17 protein-coding genes are annotated in these 14961 nt (G+C 59.6%); 12 read left to right on the top strand and 5 right to left on the bottom strand.

The window, feature by feature from the left end:
• Positions 1 to 112: 112 nt before the first annotated feature.
• The 6 genes from I9188_RS10085 to I9188_RS10060 all read left to right on the top strand — a co-directional run bounded on the left by I9188_RS10085 (position 113) and on the right by I9188_RS10060 (position 6393).
• On the top strand, positions 113 to 790 hold the full coding sequence (locus I9188_RS10085; RefSeq protein ID WP_209505607.1) for an SURF1 family protein: 678 nt from the start codon (positions 113 to 115) through the stop codon (positions 788 to 790).
• Positions 787 to 2175: a threonine synthase gene (thrC, locus tag I9188_RS10080; protein WP_209505609.1), complete on the top strand. Its 1389-nt coding sequence runs from the start codon at positions 787 to 789 to the stop codon at positions 2173 to 2175. Before I9188_RS10085 ends, thrC begins: the two co-directional genes overlap by 4 nt.
• The gene (locus I9188_RS10075; RefSeq protein WP_209599610.1) at positions 2172 to 3434 is read left to right on the top strand and encodes a pitrilysin family protein; all 1263 of its coding nucleotides are present in this window, start codon (positions 2172 to 2174) and stop codon (positions 3432 to 3434) included. Before thrC ends, I9188_RS10075 begins: the two co-directional genes overlap by 4 nt.
• Entirely contained in the window at positions 3434 to 4018 is a 585-nt protein-coding gene (locus I9188_RS10070; RefSeq protein WP_209505614.1) for a GNAT family protein, read from the top strand. Before I9188_RS10075 ends, I9188_RS10070 begins: the two co-directional genes overlap by 1 nt.
• Before the next feature lie 102 nt (positions 4019 to 4120).
• A complete protein-coding gene (locus I9188_RS10065; RefSeq protein WP_209505616.1) occupies positions 4121 to 4939 on the top strand; it encodes an MBL fold metallo-hydrolase in 819 nt (272 codons plus the stop codon).
• Positions 4940 to 4977: 38 nt separating this feature from the next.
• Positions 4978 to 6393 (top strand): FAD-binding oxidoreductase, encoded by a 1416-nt coding sequence (locus tag I9188_RS10060; RefSeq protein WP_209599609.1) that lies wholly within the window; start codon positions 4978 to 4980, stop codon positions 6391 to 6393.
• Between the two features lie 42 nt (positions 6394 to 6435).
• Here the strand turns inward: I9188_RS10060 and I9188_RS10055 are convergent, their stop codons facing one another.
• Entirely contained in the window at positions 6436 to 6975 is a 540-nt protein-coding gene (locus I9188_RS10055) for an adenine phosphoribosyltransferase (protein WP_209505620.1), read from the bottom strand.
• A 324-nt stretch (positions 6976 to 7299) separates the two neighbouring features.
• On the opposite strand from I9188_RS10055, the gene I9188_RS10050 reads away from it, so the two are divergent.
• Positions 7300 to 7473, top strand: a complete 174-nt coding sequence (locus tag I9188_RS10050) for a hypothetical protein (protein WP_209505622.1) — start codon at positions 7300 to 7302, stop codon at positions 7471 to 7473.
• 8 nt (positions 7474 to 7481) lie between these two features.
• Here I9188_RS10050 and I9188_RS10045 read toward each other — a convergent pair whose 3' ends face one another.
• From I9188_RS10045 to I9188_RS10035, 3 genes are all read right to left on the bottom strand, one after another.
• The gene (locus I9188_RS10045; RefSeq protein WP_209505624.1) at positions 7482 to 8111 is read right to left on the bottom strand and encodes a LysE family translocator; all 630 of its coding nucleotides are present in this window, start codon (positions 8109 to 8111) and stop codon (positions 7482 to 7484) included.
• 314 nt (positions 8112 to 8425) lie between these two features.
• On the bottom strand, positions 8426 to 9298 hold the full coding sequence (locus tag I9188_RS10040; protein WP_209505626.1) for an S-methyl-5'-thioadenosine phosphorylase: 873 nt from the start codon (positions 9296 to 9298) through the stop codon (positions 8426 to 8428).
• Positions 9299 to 9364: 66 nt separating this feature from the next.
• Positions 9365 to 9925 carry a hypothetical protein gene (locus tag I9188_RS10035; protein WP_209505629.1) on the bottom strand — a complete coding sequence of 187 codons (561 nt, stop codon included), beginning with the start codon at positions 9923 to 9925 and terminating at the stop codon, positions 9365 to 9367.
• Between the two features lie 165 nt (positions 9926 to 10090).
• Between I9188_RS10035 and I9188_RS10030 the strand changes: the two genes are divergently transcribed.
• Positions 10091 to 11725 carry a SulP family inorganic anion transporter gene (locus I9188_RS10030; RefSeq protein WP_209505631.1) on the top strand — a complete coding sequence of 545 codons (1635 nt, stop codon included), beginning with the start codon at positions 10091 to 10093 and terminating at the stop codon, positions 11723 to 11725.
• Positions 11726 to 11861: 136 nt separating this feature from the next.
• Here the strand turns inward: I9188_RS10030 and I9188_RS10025 are convergent, their stop codons facing one another.
• Positions 11862 to 12467: a flavin reductase family protein gene (locus I9188_RS10025; protein WP_209505819.1), complete on the bottom strand. Its 606-nt coding sequence runs from the start codon at positions 12465 to 12467 to the stop codon at positions 11862 to 11864.
• Between the two features lie 72 nt (positions 12468 to 12539).
• Between I9188_RS10025 and I9188_RS10020 the strand changes: the two genes are divergently transcribed.
• The 4 genes from I9188_RS10020 (at position 12540) to I9188_RS10005 (ending at position 14960) form a co-directional block, all read left to right on the top strand.
• Positions 12540 to 13034 carry an N-acetyltransferase gene (locus tag I9188_RS10020; protein ID WP_209505633.1) on the top strand — a complete coding sequence of 165 codons (495 nt, stop codon included), beginning with the start codon at positions 12540 to 12542 and terminating at the stop codon, positions 13032 to 13034.
• A 52-nt stretch (positions 13035 to 13086) separates the two neighbouring features.
• Positions 13087 to 13830, top strand: coding sequence for an EcsC family protein (locus I9188_RS10015; protein WP_209505635.1), 744 nt, complete (start codon positions 13087 to 13089; stop codon positions 13828 to 13830).
• A gap of 140 nt (positions 13831 to 13970) precedes the next feature.
• Positions 13971 to 14432: an NUDIX hydrolase gene (locus I9188_RS10010; RefSeq protein ID WP_209505637.1), complete on the top strand. Its 462-nt coding sequence runs from the start codon at positions 13971 to 13973 to the stop codon at positions 14430 to 14432.
• A 72-nt stretch (positions 14433 to 14504) separates the two neighbouring features.
• Positions 14505 to 14960, top strand: coding sequence for a DUF1178 family protein (locus I9188_RS10005; protein ID WP_209505639.1), 456 nt, complete (start codon positions 14505 to 14507; stop codon positions 14958 to 14960).
• Position 14961: the final 1 nt, after the last annotated feature.

Raw genomic sequence — 14961 nt, 5'->3', positions numbered from 1 at the left:
CTTTTTCTCTATGCGGGGCGCAAGATTGCGCCCCATACAATTGCGTGGTTGCAATTCAGCCCGCGCGCCCCTTAACAAGACGCCGGTTCCTGCAAAGAAGTTTGGTCCTGACATGCGCCGTATCCTGTTCCTGCTAATCTTCGGCCTCGCCGGTTTGGGCGTGCTGCTGTCGCTGGGCATCTGGCAGGTGCAGCGCCTGGCGTGGAAGCAGGACGTTCTGGCCGAGATCGAAGATCGGATCTCGGCTGCGCCGGTTTCCCTGCCGCTGCAGGTTTCGGCGGATCAGGACAAATACCTGCCGGTAACAGTGTCGGGCGAGATGGAGCCTGCGGAAGTCCACGTTCTTGTTTCGCTCAAGCAGGTCGGTGCAGGGTATCGCATCATTCAGCCGTTTCGCACCGGGGGCCGGACCATTCTGATTGACCGGGGGTTCACCCCGACCACGGCCAAACAGGCCGGGCGGCGAAACGGTCCGATGGAGATCGCCGGCAATCTGCATTGGCCAGATGAAATCGACAGTTACACGCCCGCACCTGATCTCGACGCCAACATCTGGTTTGCCCGCGATGTGTCCGCGCTTGCGGCTGCCCTGGGCGCAGAGCCCGTTCTGCTGATCGCCCGTTCGCAGACCGACCCGAATGTGACACCGCTGCCGGTGGACACGGTGGGCATACCAAACGATCACCTGCAATATGCAATCACCTGGTTTGGCCTGGCTCTGGTCTGGGCTGCGATGACCGGATACTTCCTGTGGCGCAGCCGTGCCAATTCTGAAAGTGACGCGACATGAAATATATCTCGACCCGCGGGCAGGCGCCCGAACTGACGTTTGAAGAGGCGATGCTGACCGGGCTTGCCCGCGACGGTGGCCTCTATCTGCCCGCCGAAATCCCGGTGATGTCGCAGGACGAGATCGCGGCGCTGGCCGGATTGAGCTATGAAGAAATCGCATTCCGCGTGATGTGGCCCTATGTCAGCGGTTCGTTCGCCGAGGATGAGTTCAAGGCGATCATCGCCCGCGCTTATGAAGGTTTCGGCCACGATGCTCGCGCGCCATTGAAGCAGCTGAACGAGAACCACTTCCTGCTGGAACTGTTCCACGGCCCCACGCTGGCCTTCAAGGACTTTGCCATGCAGCTGATCGGTCAGTTGTTCCAGGTGGCGCTGAAACGCCGCGGCGACCGTGTGACTATCGTCGGCGCGACCAGCGGGGATACCGGTTCAGCCGCGATCGAGGCGTTCCGCGGGCTGGACGCTGTGGATGTGTTCATCCTGTTCCCTCATGGCCGCGTGTCCGAAGTGCAGCGCCGCCAGATGACGACGCCTGCGGACAGCAACGTGCATGCTCTGGCAGTAGATGGCGATTTCGACGATTGCCAGGCCGCGCTGAAAGACATGTTCAACGATTTCGAATTCCGCGACGGCGTGAAATTGGCGGGTGTGAACTCGATCAACTTTGCCCGCGTTTTGGCGCAGATCGTCTATTACTTCTCGGCTGCCGTCAGCCTTGGCGCGCCGCACCGCAAGGTCAGCTTCACGGTGCCAACCGGCAACTTTGGCGACATCTTCGCAGGCTATCTGGCCAAGCGAATGGGGCTGCCGATTGATCGCCTTGTGGTGGCGACCAACCAGAACGACATTCTGCATCGCTGCCTCTCGGGCGAGGGGTATTTCAAGGGCGAAACCATCCCCTCGATCAGCCCGTCGATGGACATTCAGGTCAGCTCAAACTTCGAACGCGCGCTGTACTATGCCTATAACGAGGATGGCGGGGCCATCGCACAATTGATGGACGAGCTGAAACAGGGTGGTTTCAATATAAGTCAGGGGGCGATGGAAGCGCTGCGCGAGAATTTCGATTCGGGCCGGGTGTCCGAAGAGGAAACGCTGGCAACGATCAAATCCACGCTGGTGCACAGTGCCGAACTGGTCTGCCCGCACACCGCCGTGGGCATCAAGGTCGCAGAAGAGCACCGCGCGGCCAACGTGCCAATTATCACGCTGGCCACTGCGCATCCTGCCAAATTCCCGGCCGCGGTCGAGAAGGCGAGTGGTGAACATCCGCCTCTTCCCTCCCGCATGTCTGATCTGTATGAACGTCCGGAACGGGTGACCCGCATCGCCAATGACCTGGGTGCCCTTGAGGATCATATAAAAAGGCACATCGCTGAGTGACTGTCAGACAAGACCAACTGAAGAACGGGTTTCGTATCGTCAGTGAACATATGCCGGGGCTGCAATCTGCGGCCATCGGCATCTGGGTAACCGCCGGTGGGCGGCATGAGCGGATCGAACAGAACGGTATTGCGCATTTCCTTGAACATATGGCGTTCAAGGGAACCGAGCGCCGTTCGGCCTTGCAAATTGCCGAGGCGATCGAGGATGTGGGCGGCTATATCAACGCCTATACCTCGCGCGAGGTAACGGCCTATTACGCACGCGTCTTGAAGGACGACGTGGCACTGGCGATGGATGTGATCGGTGACATCGTTTTGAACCCGGTGTTTGATCCACGTGAGATCGAGGTCGAGCGGGGCGTGATCCTTCAGGAAATCGGTCAGGCCCATGATACACCCGATGATGTGATCTTTGACTGGCTGCAAGAGCAGAGCTATCGCGACCAGCCCCTGGGCCGGACGATCCTGGGCCCGTCCGAGCGGGTCAGTGCCTTTTCGCGCGAAGATTTGTCGGGCTTTGTGACCGAACATTATGGCCCCGAACAGATGATCCTGTCCGCAGCAGGTGCTGTGGATCACGACATGCTGATGAAACTGGCCGAAGAAATGTTTGGCCATCTGCAATCCCGTAAAGGTCTGATCCCCGAGATCGCACGCTTTACCGGCGGCGAAGCCCGTCAGGTAAAAGAGCTGGAACAGGCACATTTCGCCCTGGCGTTGGAAAGTCCCGGCTATCGCGACGATGCGATCTATACGGCGCAGATCTATTCGACCGCATTGGGCGGTGGCATGTCCTCGCGCCTGTTTCAGGAAGTGCGTGAAGCACGTGGGCTTTGCTACACGATCTTTGCGCAGACCGGTGCCTATGCCGATACCGGAACAACCACGATCTATGCCGGAACCTCGGCCAATCAGGTGGCCGAACTGGCGACGATCACCATCGATGAGATGAAGCGCGCCGCCGAGGACATGAGCCCCGAAGAGGTCGCCCGAGCCCGTGCCCAGATGAAGGCCGGGATGCTGATGGGGCTGGAAAGCCCGTCGAATCGGGCCGAGCGTCTGGCGCGGCTGGTGCAGATCTGGGGACGGGTGCCCTCACTGGAGGACACAGTTGCCAAGATCGATGCGGTCAGCACCGAGGACGTGCGCGCCTTTGCCGAAACCATGGCCGTTCAGGCCCCGGCGGCGCTGGCGCTTTACGGACCGGTCGCAGACGCACCGACATTGGCGGACTTGCAGGAGAGGCGTGCAGCGTGATGCTGTTGGGCAGACGCAAGCTGAAACTCGAGACCGCGCGGCTTAGCTTGCGTCCGCCTGTACATTCCGATTTCAACGATTGGGCGGCGTTGCGGCGCGCCTCAAAAGGTTACCTGACCCCGTGGGAGCCGATCTGGGCCAAGGATCACCTGAGCCGCAAATCCTTTACCAATCGGGTCTACTGGGCTCAGCGCTCAGTCGCGAGTGGCACAGCAATTCCACTTTTCCTTTTTCGCCGTGAAGACAATGTGTTGGTCGGGGCGATCACGCTGGACAATATCCGGCGCGGCCCTGCGCAGGCCGGAACCCTGGGTTACTGGACCGGTGAATCCTTTGCCCGTCAGGGATACATGCGCGAAGCGATTGGCGCGATGGTACATCACGCCTTTACCCGTCTGGATCTGAGCAGGATCGAAGCCGCGTGTCTGCCGGAAAACCGGGCGTCGCGCGGTTTGCTGGAAAGCTCGGGCTTCAAATATGAAGGCGTGGCGCAGTCTTATCTACAGATCAACGGGCGATGGCGGACGCATGTTCTCTATGCCAGCCTGCGGTCCGACCGGCGCGGCAAGACGGACGCGGGCTAGGGGGCTCTGCCCCCGTCGCGGCAAGCCGCGCTTCCCCCGGGATATTTTTGGCCAGATGAACAAGGGGCATGACTTGGTGGCGATCTGCGCTACACTTCGGGTATGCGCTGGTTGGTTGCAGCATTGATGGTGATTTCGGGCGGGGCCGTGGCGCAGGAGCGGCGGCCGAGCCATTGTATCGCCATCGCCGAGGCGGCGCCGGGGATAGAATATCTGCACAAAGCTGCATGGCAGGACCCGGTGCCGGAGTTTTCGGTGCGCATCAGCTATATCGCGCATGCCGCCTTTATGATCCAGACCCGTGGCGGGTTGAATGTTGTGACAGACTTTACCGGGTTCATCGGCAGTGCCGATCTGATTCCCGACGTGGTGACAATGAACCATGCGCACGACACCCATTGGACGGCACATCCCGACCCGGCGATCCCGCATGTTCTGCCGGGATGGGGCGAGTTCGGGCAGGGGATCGAACATCACCTGGATCTGGGCGAGATGCTGATACGCAATGTCCCGACCGATATCCGCTCGGCCTATGGCGGGGTCGAGGAACGCGGCAATTCTATCTTCGTGTTCGAGGTCGAAGGGCTGTGTATCGGTCATCTGGGACATTTGCATCATGTACCGTCAGATGAACAGTTTGCTGCGCTGGGTCGGTTGGATGTGGTCATGGCCGCCGTCGATGGCGGAACGACCATGCCCTTGCCTGACATGATCTCGGTTCTGAAGCGGCTGAAAAGCTCGGTGATCATTCCGATGCACTGGTTCTCGGAGTTTTCGCTGGATCGCTTCCTCGTGGATATCCGGGATGAGTTCCCGGTTGAACGTGACGGCGTGTCCGAGATCACCGTCTCTCTGCGTGACTTGCCGGACCGTCCAACGGTTGTCGTGCTGGAGCCGCGCTATCTGATTGATCTGGAATAAGGCTTGCCGTGGCGGAACCGGTTGGGCATTGAAAACGTATGAGTCTAAACCCCGCTGATGACCGCATTGCCACGCTGATCCGCTCGAAACTGGGCGATCAGGTGTTGCGCCCGGTGGCCGACCGGTATCTGGAAGAACCGCGCGGGCGATTTGCCGGGCAGGCTGGCCTGCTGGCCTTGCCCCGCACAACCGAAGAGGTCTCGGTGCTGGTGCAGGTGGCGTCCGAAATGCGTGTTCCGGTGGTGCCTTACGGCGGTGGAACTGGTCTGGTCGGGGGGCAGGTGATGCCGCATGGGCCAGCGCCCTTGGTGATTTCGCTGGAACGGATGACGGCCATCCGATCCGTCTATCCCACCGAAAATATACTGATTGTCGAGGCCGGAGCCATTTTGCAGGACGTCCAAGCCGCGGCCGAGGCGCAAGACCGCCTGTTTCCTTTGACGCTGGCGGCGCAGGGATCCTGTCGGATCGGGGGCAACCTGTCCACCAATGCCGGGGGCGTCAACGTCTTGCGCTATGGCAATGCGCGCGACCTGTGCCTTGGGCTCGAGGTCGTTCTGCCCAATGGTCAAATCTGGCAGGGTCTCAGCCGGTTGCGAAAGGACAACACAGGCTATGACCTGCGCAATCTGCTGATTGGGGCCGAGGGCACGCTGGGGATCATCACCGCAGCCGCGCTCAAGCTGTTTCCCCGGCCTGCCGCGATCGGGACGGCAATGTTTCAGGTAGCGTCACCCGAAGCCGCTATTTCCCTGCTGGCCCAGGCGCGTGATCGCGTGGGCGAGGCTGTCAGCACTTTCGAACTGATCCACCGGCAGGGGCTGAAGTTCTTGTCCGAGGTTCTGCCGGATGTCCGGCAACCGTTTGAAACACCGCCAGAGTGGAGCGTTCTAATCGAATTGGGGCTGGCCACGGGGCAGTCTCCGTCCGACGCGCTGGAGGATATCTTTGTCCACGCGCAAGCGCTTGGGCTGGTGCAGGATGGCGTGATTGCACAAAGCGAGGCGCAGCGCGGTGAGTTGTGGGCCGTGCGCGAGCGTATCCCCGAGGCCAATCGCCTGATCGGCTCGGTGTCGAGCCATGATATCTCGATCCCGATCTCAGAAATTCCGGATTTTGTGCGCCAAGGGGAAAAGGTAATTTCCGGTCTCGGGCCGTTCCGGATCAATTGCTTCGGCCATCTCGGGGATGGCAATCTGCATTACAACGTCTTTCCCCCCAAGGGGCAGGGCAGGTCGGATTTTGAGGGTCAGAGCACCGTGGTCAAGCGGGCCGTGCATGATTTGGTCCATGCCTTTGACGGTTCTGTCAGCGCGGAACATGGCGTGGGCCGCATGAAAACGGACGATCTGGAACGCTATGGCGATCCGGTAAAGCTGGATGCAATGCGGACCATCAAGGCGGCGCTGGACCCCTTTGGCATCATGAATCCCGGCGCGGTGCTGAAGGCGTGAACCCGGCTCTGACTCTTGTTAAGAAGTCCGAAGGTTGCCGCGTTAAAGCCCTTCGAATTCGCACAGGACATGCACGTCCATGCCCATATCTTCCAATACTTTGCGCCCGCCGAGGTCAGGCAGGTCGATAATGAACGCGCATGAGACGATCTCACCGCCCAGACGCTCGATCAGTTTGATGCCCGCCGCCGCAGTGCCGCCTGTGGCCAGAAGGTCGTCAACGACAAGGATTTTTTCGCCTGGCTGGATGGCGTCATCGTGGATCTCGACGATCGCTTCACCATATTCCAGCTTGTAGTCCTGGCTGATCGTTGTGCCGGGCAGTTTGCCTTTCTTGCGGATCGGCACGAAACCCAGGCTCAACTGATGCGCAATCGCGCCGCCAAGGATAAAGCCCCGCGCCTCAAGGCCGACAACCTTGTCGATGCGTTCCCCGGCATAGGGGTGCAGCATCTGGTCAATGGCCATCCGAAATCCGCGCGGATCGGCAAACAGCGTCGTCACATCGCGAAACAGAATTCCTTCATGCGGGAAGTCGACAATCGTCCGGATGTAGTCTTTGACAGTCTTGTTCCTTGACATGAACCAACCCTTTTCCGCTTCAATTACCAAAACGTGTTTGGCCCAAGAGGGTTAGCCATGCAAGGAACAATTCATTTGCGCGATCACCAGCGGTGCGAAACCCGGGCCTTGGGCAATCTGACTTATCGGTAAAGTCTGGCAGGCAAACATGACAGGTGCGGCTTACTCAATTGCGTTGATTCCGCAAAAGAAAGGCTTGTGTGTTTCGAAGGTTCATTGCCATTTCCGTTCCGGTGCTGTTAAGTGCCCGATAACGACAATCACTATGCTATGTATACACAATGCATCGCCTGAATTAACGAGCATTTGGTAGGAGCAACGCGCGTGCCAAAGAAAGACGGCAAGGGATCGACGAAGAAGAACAGTCAGCTGGTTCTGCGTCTGGACAAGGATGAGCGCGACGCGTTTGTCGAGTTGTGCAGGGAGCTGGATACGTCAGCTGCCCGCGAAATCCGCCGGTTTATCCGCGGGTTCATGAAGGAAAACGCCGAAAACTGAAAAAAGGGTTAGGCCGGGCGGCGCAGAACTGCCGTGGCGAAACCCATCCCGATCAGAGTCAGCCCGCCAAACCGCGTCATGCCGGTGATCACGCTGGCGCGGCCAATCAGCCGCCGCAACCGGTCGGCCAGCAACGCATAAGCCAGCGCATTCAGCCAGGCCAGTCCGACGAAAGTGACGATCAGGATGGCAAATTGCGGCCCCAGCGGTTCAGCCGGGCGCAGGAACTGCGGCACAAAGGCGATGAAAAAGGCGATGGATTTCGGGTTCAGTGCCGTGACAGCGGCCGCATGTCCAAACACGCTGCGGGGGGTGACATCCCGCCCGGTCGCGACCGTTCCCAACCCACTTGCCGGGGCGCTGCGCAGCAGTTTAATCCCAAGCCAGACCAGATAGGCCGCTCCGACCCATTTGAGGACGGAAAACAAGGTGGCCGAGGCCAGAACAAGCGCGCCCAGTCCCAACAAAGACGCGGTCATTGCCACAAGATCCCCCACAGCGACCCCTGTGGCCGAGGCCACGGCAACGCTGCGCCCCTTGGACAGCGCATAGCTCAGCACCAACAGCACGGTCGGGCCCGGGATCAGCAGCAAGGCGGTGGATGCGGCAACAAAGGCCAGCCAGAGTTCCAGAGACATAAGGGTCTGCTCGCAATACGTTCCTTTGGTACCGCTATAGCCAAACTACCGATGCTTGACAATTTTCATGGCGACCAGCATTCGGGCTCTTCAAAACGGTCGGATCAGGCCGAGACTTGCACGAAAACTGATACGAGTGCGATCCGTCAAAACTGTCGCATTCTTGCGGCGAGTATCCCGGCAGAAAGAACCCGCATCCCCTGTGCCCGGACAGTTTCGGGCGCAGGGGTCGATGCCATGCTTGGACGCTTGCACAACGTGATCCGGAAAGCCGATCTGCTGTCGGCTGCAATGCCCGACGCGTCGCGCGGAACCTACAGAATCCGACCCGCAACCGCGTCCAGCTTGGCCAGCAGCGCCGGATCGCGCTTTTCGGGCGCGGTGAGGATGGCATATTCCAGCGCCCGGTCACAGCCATGCGGGCAGGACGCGCGGTCGGTCCCCAGCAGGGCGGGAAGGCCTTTGACCAATGCACGGCCCTTATCGGCATTGCCGGTCAGGGTCGCAATGATGGTGGTCACATCCACCTCGCCATGGTCCGGGTGCCAGCTGTCAAAATCGGTGACCATCGCGATTGAGGCATAACAAAGCTCGGCTTCGCGGGCGAGCTTGGCTTCGGGCATGTTGGTCATGCCGATCACGTCGCAGTCCCATTGCTCGCGATACATCTTCGATTCCGCAAGAGACGAAAACTGCGGCCCTTCCATCGCCAGATAGGTGCCGCCGCGATGGATCGTGATACCGGCAGCCTTGCCTGCGGTCTCACAGGCGTCTGACAGGCGCGGGCAGGTCGGATGCGCAACGCTGACATGGGCGACGCAGCCTGTTCCGAAAAAGCTCTTGTCGCGCGCAAATGTCCGGTCGATGAACTGATCGACGATGACAAAATCGCCCGGTGCCATATGTTCGCGAAACGACCCGCAGGCCGAGACCGAGATCACATCCGTTACACCAATCCGTTTCAGCGCGTCGATATTGGCGCGATAAGGCACATCGGTGGGCGAATGCACATGTCCGCGCCCATGACGGGGCAGAAAGGCCATGGCGACACCGTCCAGCGACCCGGTCAGGATCTGATCCGAAGGTGCCCCCCAAGGGGTATCGACACTGACCCATTCCGCATTTTCCAGCCCATCGATGTCATAGATGCCTGATCCGCCGATAACGGCAATCCTGGTTTGGGTCACTGTCCTGCTCCGCCTGAGATACTGATATTGAATTTGTGCGGGTTCGACCCGAAATTGACAAGAGGTCTATTCCTGTTTCGCCAGCAGGTTACGCTGTTGAGATTGGGTGTTGAAATCCGCCCAGGCGGCTCCAAACTCATCCAGCGGCCACGTCAGGTCCTGCGATTGACCATGCCTGTCACGAAACTCAAAACGATACGCATCCCCGTTCAGCATGGCATCCAGCAGGCCGTCGGCGCGATGCTCCTCGAACGTACAGCTTAACCCTGTCAGGCAACCGGGACGCCGCGTGCGCCAGATCACATCCTGTTCTTTCTCGATGCGGAATCCAGAAGGGTTGAAGAAGGTACCCGGCTCAATCCCGAATTCGATTTTGAAACCATCTGGCTCGGGTGTGATGAACATGAATTGGGCCGCAAATTTCGGACGCGAGGAAAATACCTCGGCGCGCCGTAAGTAACAGCGCTGCACCAAAGCGTCGTTTTCGTCACGTTCATCACAAATCGAATTCCAGATACCGAAAATCTCATGGTGCGTGACGCGCCAGTTTCCAGCCGTGTCATTCCCTTGCAAATCCTGCGCAAAGGCGGGCAGGGCCGATAGAAATATGAGGGCTATCCAACGCATGAACTCACATTTGGGTACTTGGCCCCGGCGCCGCAAATCACGTTGCTGAGAGGCAAGTTATGCGCTGTGTGCATGGCTGCATCCCACCTGCTGCGGTGGCTTAACAGCCGCTCCCCCGCTACAACGACCCCTTCGCGCGAACATAAAATCCTATAGGACTGTCCAATGCCCCGAGCCTTGCTGGCAAGTTTTGCCAACCGTATCGCCATACCCGATCTGCGCTGGGTGCCGGATGAGGGGTTGACCTTATCTCGTCTGCGGATCGAGCTGCTGTCCGGCCTGACTGTGGCCCTCGCACTGGTGCCCGAGGCCGTGGCCTTTGCCTTTGTGGCAGGCGTGCATCCGCTGGTTGGCCTTTATGCCGCGTTCCTTGTGGGGCTCATCACCGCGCTGATCGGCGGGCGACCCGGCATGATCTCGGGCGCGACCGGCGCGCTGGCGGTCGTCATGGTGGCGCTGGTGGCCGAGCATGGCGTCGAATACCTGTTCGCAACGGTGGTTCTGATGGGGATACTCCAGGTTATCGCCGGGGCGATGCATTGGGGCCGCTTCATCCGACTGGTGCCGCACCCGGTGATGCTGGGCTTTGTGAATGGCTTGGCCATCGTGATCTTTCTGGCCCAGATGGGCCAGTTCAAGGTGCCGGGTACCATGGAAAACACCGGTCACGGCATGGGCGGTGGAGAATGGCTCTCGGGTGTGCAGCTATACACCATGCTGGGCCTTGTGGCACTGACCATGGCGGTGATCTGGGCGGTGCCGCGCATCACGCGCATCATTCCTGCGCCTCTGGCAGGTATTCTGGTTGTCGCTGCGCTGGTGATCGGTCTGGGGCTGGATGTCCCACGCGTCGGTGATCTGGCCTCGATCGAAGGTGGTCTGCCTGCCTTCCACATCCCCATGGTTCCGCTGAACTGGGGCACGCTTGAGATCATCCTGCCCTACGCCGTCATTCTGGCCGCAATTGGCCTGATCGAATCCCTTCTGACCCTGAACCTTGTGGGCGAGATTACCGGCAAGCGCGGCGGAGCCTCTCAGGAATGTATCGCGCAGGGTGCGTCGAATATCGCGACCGGCTTTTTCGGTGGCATGGGTGGCTGCGCGATGATCGGTCAGTCGATGATCAACGTGAAATCCGGTGGCCGGACCCGTATCGCCGGGATCGCCGCGGCGCTGTTTCTGCTGACCTTCATCCTGTTTGCCTCACCGCTGATCGAGCAGATTCCGCTGGCCGCGCTGGTCGGGGTGATGTTCATGGTGGTGATCGGCACCTTTGCGTGGAACTCGTTCAAGATCCTGCGCAAGGTTCCACTGACCGACGCCTTTGTCATCGTTCTGGTCACTGTGGTGACAGTGATGGAAGACCTCGCGGTCGCCGTTGTTGTCGGCGTCATTGTCTCGGCTCTGGCCTATGCTTGGAACAACGCCAAGCGCATCCACGCAGTCACCCGCGACTCGGCGACCGAAAAAGGGGCGAAGGTCTATGAAATCCAGGGGCCGCTGTTCTTTGGGTCATCGGACGGCTTTATCGAACTCTTCGATGTGCCGAATGACCCGGAAACCGTCATCGTCGATTTCGCTGAAAGCCGTGTGGTGGACCAGTCGGCATTGCAAGCCATCGAAAACATCGCGGCCAAATACGAGGCAGCAGGTAAACGCGTCATGCTGCGCCACCTGAGCCGGGATTGCCACAAGCTGCTGAACAAGGCAGGCCACCTGATGGTCGACAGTGATGATGACCCGGATTACGAATTGGCGGTTGATTATTCTGTCCGTACCGGCATTCTGGGCGGCCACTGATCCTTTTGCGAGGCTCTGCCTCGCGCTCCGGGATATTTGAAGCCAGATGAATGAAGGATCCCTGCTTCATCTGGCCAAAAAATATCCCGGGGGAGCCGCCCGGAACGGGCGGTGGGGGCAGAGCCCCCCGACAATCTCAATCATCCGGGCGATTGAGCGAGAACAACTCGGACACGACCGAATAATCCCGGTACCCAAGACGTGCCAGAGGTTTGAACGAGGTTACATCGAACTTGCCCTCCCGGATGTGGTCGTCGAGCAGATGCACGCCTGTCACTTCACCAAACACGACGCGGTTGGCCGCGCCGGGCAGGGTCACGATCTGGGTGAGCTTGCATTCCAACGCCGCCGGGGCGCCTTGTACACGAGCGCAGGGGATGGTTTCGCATTCGACCGGGGTTAATCCGGCATGGGCAAACTCGTCCACCTCCTTCGGAAGACTGGCCGAGCTGGCATTCATCGCGTCCTGAAGCGCATGGGCCACGACATTCACACAGAATACGCCAGTCGCCTCGATATTGGCGATACTGTCCTTGCCGCCGACCTGATCGTGTTTCGTGCCGGTTGTGGCAAACATCACCTGTGGCGGTGTGTAAGCAACCCCGTTGAAAAAGGAGTAGGGTGCCAGATTGTTGATCCCATCCGCATCACGGGTCGAGATCCAGCCGATCGGGCGGGGCGTGATAATGGCGTTGAACGGGTTGTGCGGCAGGCCGTGGCCGTCTTCGGGGCGGTAGAACATCATATCTCCAAGCGTTTGCCCAAGGCGTAACGAAGTGCTAGGGCGATTTCCAGCAAGGAAAAGAGGGCGGGTGTGCAGCAATTCGGGATCAGGCCAGAAGAGCCGGACGATTGGTGGGAGGTCGAGGCCCTCTATGACCTGTGCTTTGCGCCGGGCCGTGAGGCGTTGTCGTCCTACCGGTTGCGCGATGATGTGCCGCCGGTTTCTGAACTGTCACTGGTCGCGCGCGACGGTCAGGGCATTCTGGCCGGGGCGATCCGCTTCTGGCCGGTCCATGTCGGCGAACACGACGCATTGCTGCTAGGCCCGGTTGCCGTACACCCAACCCACCAGGGCGAGGGTCTGGGCGGGTATCTGATCCATGCCGGTGTTGAAGCCGGGCGCAAACTCGGATGGCAGCGGGTCATGCTGGTCGGTGACGAACCCTATTACAGGCGATTTGGTTTTGCGCGGCTGCAAGGTGTCGAGATGCCGCCGCCCACCAACCCTGACCGGGTTTTGGGGTTGGAACTGACACCCGGCGTCTGGTCCGGAGTTCAGGGGGCCGTCACCCGCTGGACCCGCTGACCTATTGAATCGGCGTGGCTTAACGCCGATGTTGATAGGCAGGAGGACGCACATGCAGAACGTGGTTCTTGTCGAAAACGTGGATGCCGAGGCTGAACTGGATCGTTTGGCGGGTTATTACCGATCTGCCGGAGGGGCCGGTGTCAAATTGCTGAACAAGCTGGGCGGATCAGCCGAGTCCCTGCTCGAGCAACTGCCCGAACCGGTTCGGAACGGCCTGACAGGGGCCACCGAGCAGGCGTTGTGGCTTGCGATGCACGCGGCTCAGGGGTCCCGGCGTGCGATCCCTGATCAGCAGCCCTGGGTCAATACCGCGCTTACTACGGCCATGGGTGCGGCCGGTGGACTGGGCGGTGTTTCGACAGCCCTGATGGAGCTGCCTGCAACAACCGCCATGCTGTTGCGCGCCATTCAGGGGGCCGCTGCACGCGAAGGTTTCGATCCGTCTGCCGAGAACGTAAAGTTCGACTGTGTGCGGGTTTTGTCCGCATCGGGCCCACTGTCGCATGATGACGGTGCGGATCTTGGCTTTTTCTCGGTGCGCCTGACACTGACCGGACCGGCCATGCAGCGTCTGATTGCTGCCGTGGCACCACGCTTTTCAATCGTGCTGGGGCAAAAACTGGCGGCACAGTCTGTCCCGGTGCTCGGCGCGTTGGCCGGTGGTGGAACGAACTATGTCTATTCGCGCTATTACCAGCAAATTGCGCGCGTGCATTTCGGCCTGCGAAGATTGGCGGTTGATGCCGATATCCCGCATGACGAGCTGGTGAAACAGCTGTCGACCCGCATGTAGCCAACAGATGCACGGAAGCACCAGACTTGGCGGATGCCACTCCATGTGGTAGTTTGTAAAGCAGCTGCCGCTAAATAGGTGGGTCATGCCTGCCTATATGGAGGGCAAACCCGTTACGTGAACAAAAGGTGCGTCACGCGATGAATGCAAGGCCGGTGCTGCGTGAATTACCTGAGACTTCGGAACACCCTGTTTTGCGGCAATCCGCTGCCCTGTGTTACCGGATACGGCATGGCCAGCCAGAGGTTTTGCTGATTACAACGCGTCAGGCCCAGCGCTGGATTATCCCCAAAGGGTGGCTTATCCCCGGGCTGACCCCATCAGAAACCGCAGTGCAGGAAGCCTGGGAAGAAGCGGGCGTGACGGGGCGATGCAGCAAAGCGGGGCTGGGGCAGTTTCTGCACGTCAAGCACCGCCCAAATCAGCCTCCGGCCTTGATTCTGGTTGATGTTTTTGCGCTGCATGTACAGACAATGTCGCAGGACTTCCCCGAAAAGCATGAGCGCAGGCGCAAGTGGTTTGCGCCTGAAAACGCGGCCCAAAAGGTCAGATCACCCGAGCTTGCCGAATTGTTACGCGACTTTAAGACCCATACACATTAAGATAGCACCAGAGAGGCTTGATATTGTCAGTCTGGTCGGTATCTATTCGCCAATCGCAATTTTGGACTGAACATGATTCAATACGCGTTGAAATGCAGTGAAGGCCACACATTCGACAGCTGGTTTCAATCTGCCGAAGCCTTTGACAAGCTGGCTTCTGCAAGGATGGTGACCTGCGCGATCTGCGGATGTGCGCAGGTTGCGAAGGCAATCATGACACCGCGTGTCCGTCCGGCCCGGAATGCAAAAGGAAAAACCGAAAACGCGCCTGTTCCCAACGAACGGATCAACGTTGCCACCCCTTCGCCCGAGATCGAGAAAGTTCTGGCCGAGATGCGCCGCCATGTCGAAAAGAACTCGGACTACGTCGGCAAGGATTTTGCCAGCGAAGCGCGCAAGATGCATCTGGGAGAGGCGCCAGAGCGCTCGATCTACGGTGAAGCCAGACCGGATGAGGCGAAATCGCTGATCGAAGATGGCGTGCCGGTGGCGCCACTGCCGTTTCTGCCCAGCAGAAAGACCAACTGAT

The organism is Ruegeria sp. HKCCSA071 (genome assembly GCF_017872555.1).
Lineage (GTDB): Bacteria > Pseudomonadota > Alphaproteobacteria > Rhodobacterales > Rhodobacteraceae > Ruegeria.
Note: the sequence above shows the minus strand (reverse complement) of the source record. Positions and strands in the feature narration are given on the sequence as shown.

Coding starts and splice junctions, on each gene's coding strand:
- I9188_RS10085 (WP_209505607.1), top strand. CDS start 113: ATGCGCCGTATCCTGTTCCTGCTAATCTTCGGCCTCGCCGGTTTGGGC.
- thrC (WP_209505609.1), top strand. CDS start 787: ATGAAATATATCTCGACCCGCGGGCAGGCGCCCGAACTGACGTTTGAA.
- I9188_RS10070 (WP_209505614.1), top strand. CDS start 3,434: ATGCTGTTGGGCAGACGCAAGCTGAAACTCGAGACCGCGCGGCTTAGC.
- I9188_RS10065 (WP_209505616.1), top strand. CDS start 4,121: ATGCGCTGGTTGGTTGCAGCATTGATGGTGATTTCGGGCGGGGCCGTG.
- I9188_RS10060 (WP_209599609.1), top strand. CDS start 4,978: ATGAGTCTAAACCCCGCTGATGACCGCATTGCCACGCTGATCCGCTCG.
- I9188_RS10055 (WP_209505620.1), bottom strand. CDS start 6,975: ATGTCAAGGAACAAGACTGTCAAAGACTACATCCGGACGATTGTCGAC.
- I9188_RS10045 (WP_209505624.1), bottom strand. CDS start 8,111: ATGTCTCTGGAACTCTGGCTGGCCTTTGTTGCCGCATCCACCGCCTTG.
- I9188_RS10035 (WP_209505629.1), bottom strand. CDS start 9,925: ATGCGTTGGATAGCCCTCATATTTCTATCGGCCCTGCCCGCCTTTGCG.
- I9188_RS10030 (WP_209505631.1), top strand. CDS start 10,091: ATGCCCCGAGCCTTGCTGGCAAGTTTTGCCAACCGTATCGCCATACCC.
- I9188_RS10025 (WP_209505819.1), bottom strand. CDS start 12,467: ATGTTCTACCGCCCCGAAGACGGCCACGGCCTGCCGCACAACCCGTTC.
- I9188_RS10015 (WP_209505635.1), top strand. CDS start 13,087: ATGCAGAACGTGGTTCTTGTCGAAAACGTGGATGCCGAGGCTGAACTG.
- I9188_RS10010 (WP_209505637.1), top strand. CDS start 13,971: ATGAATGCAAGGCCGGTGCTGCGTGAATTACCTGAGACTTCGGAACAC.
- I9188_RS10005 (WP_209505639.1), top strand. CDS start 14,505: ATGATTCAATACGCGTTGAAATGCAGTGAAGGCCACACATTCGACAGC.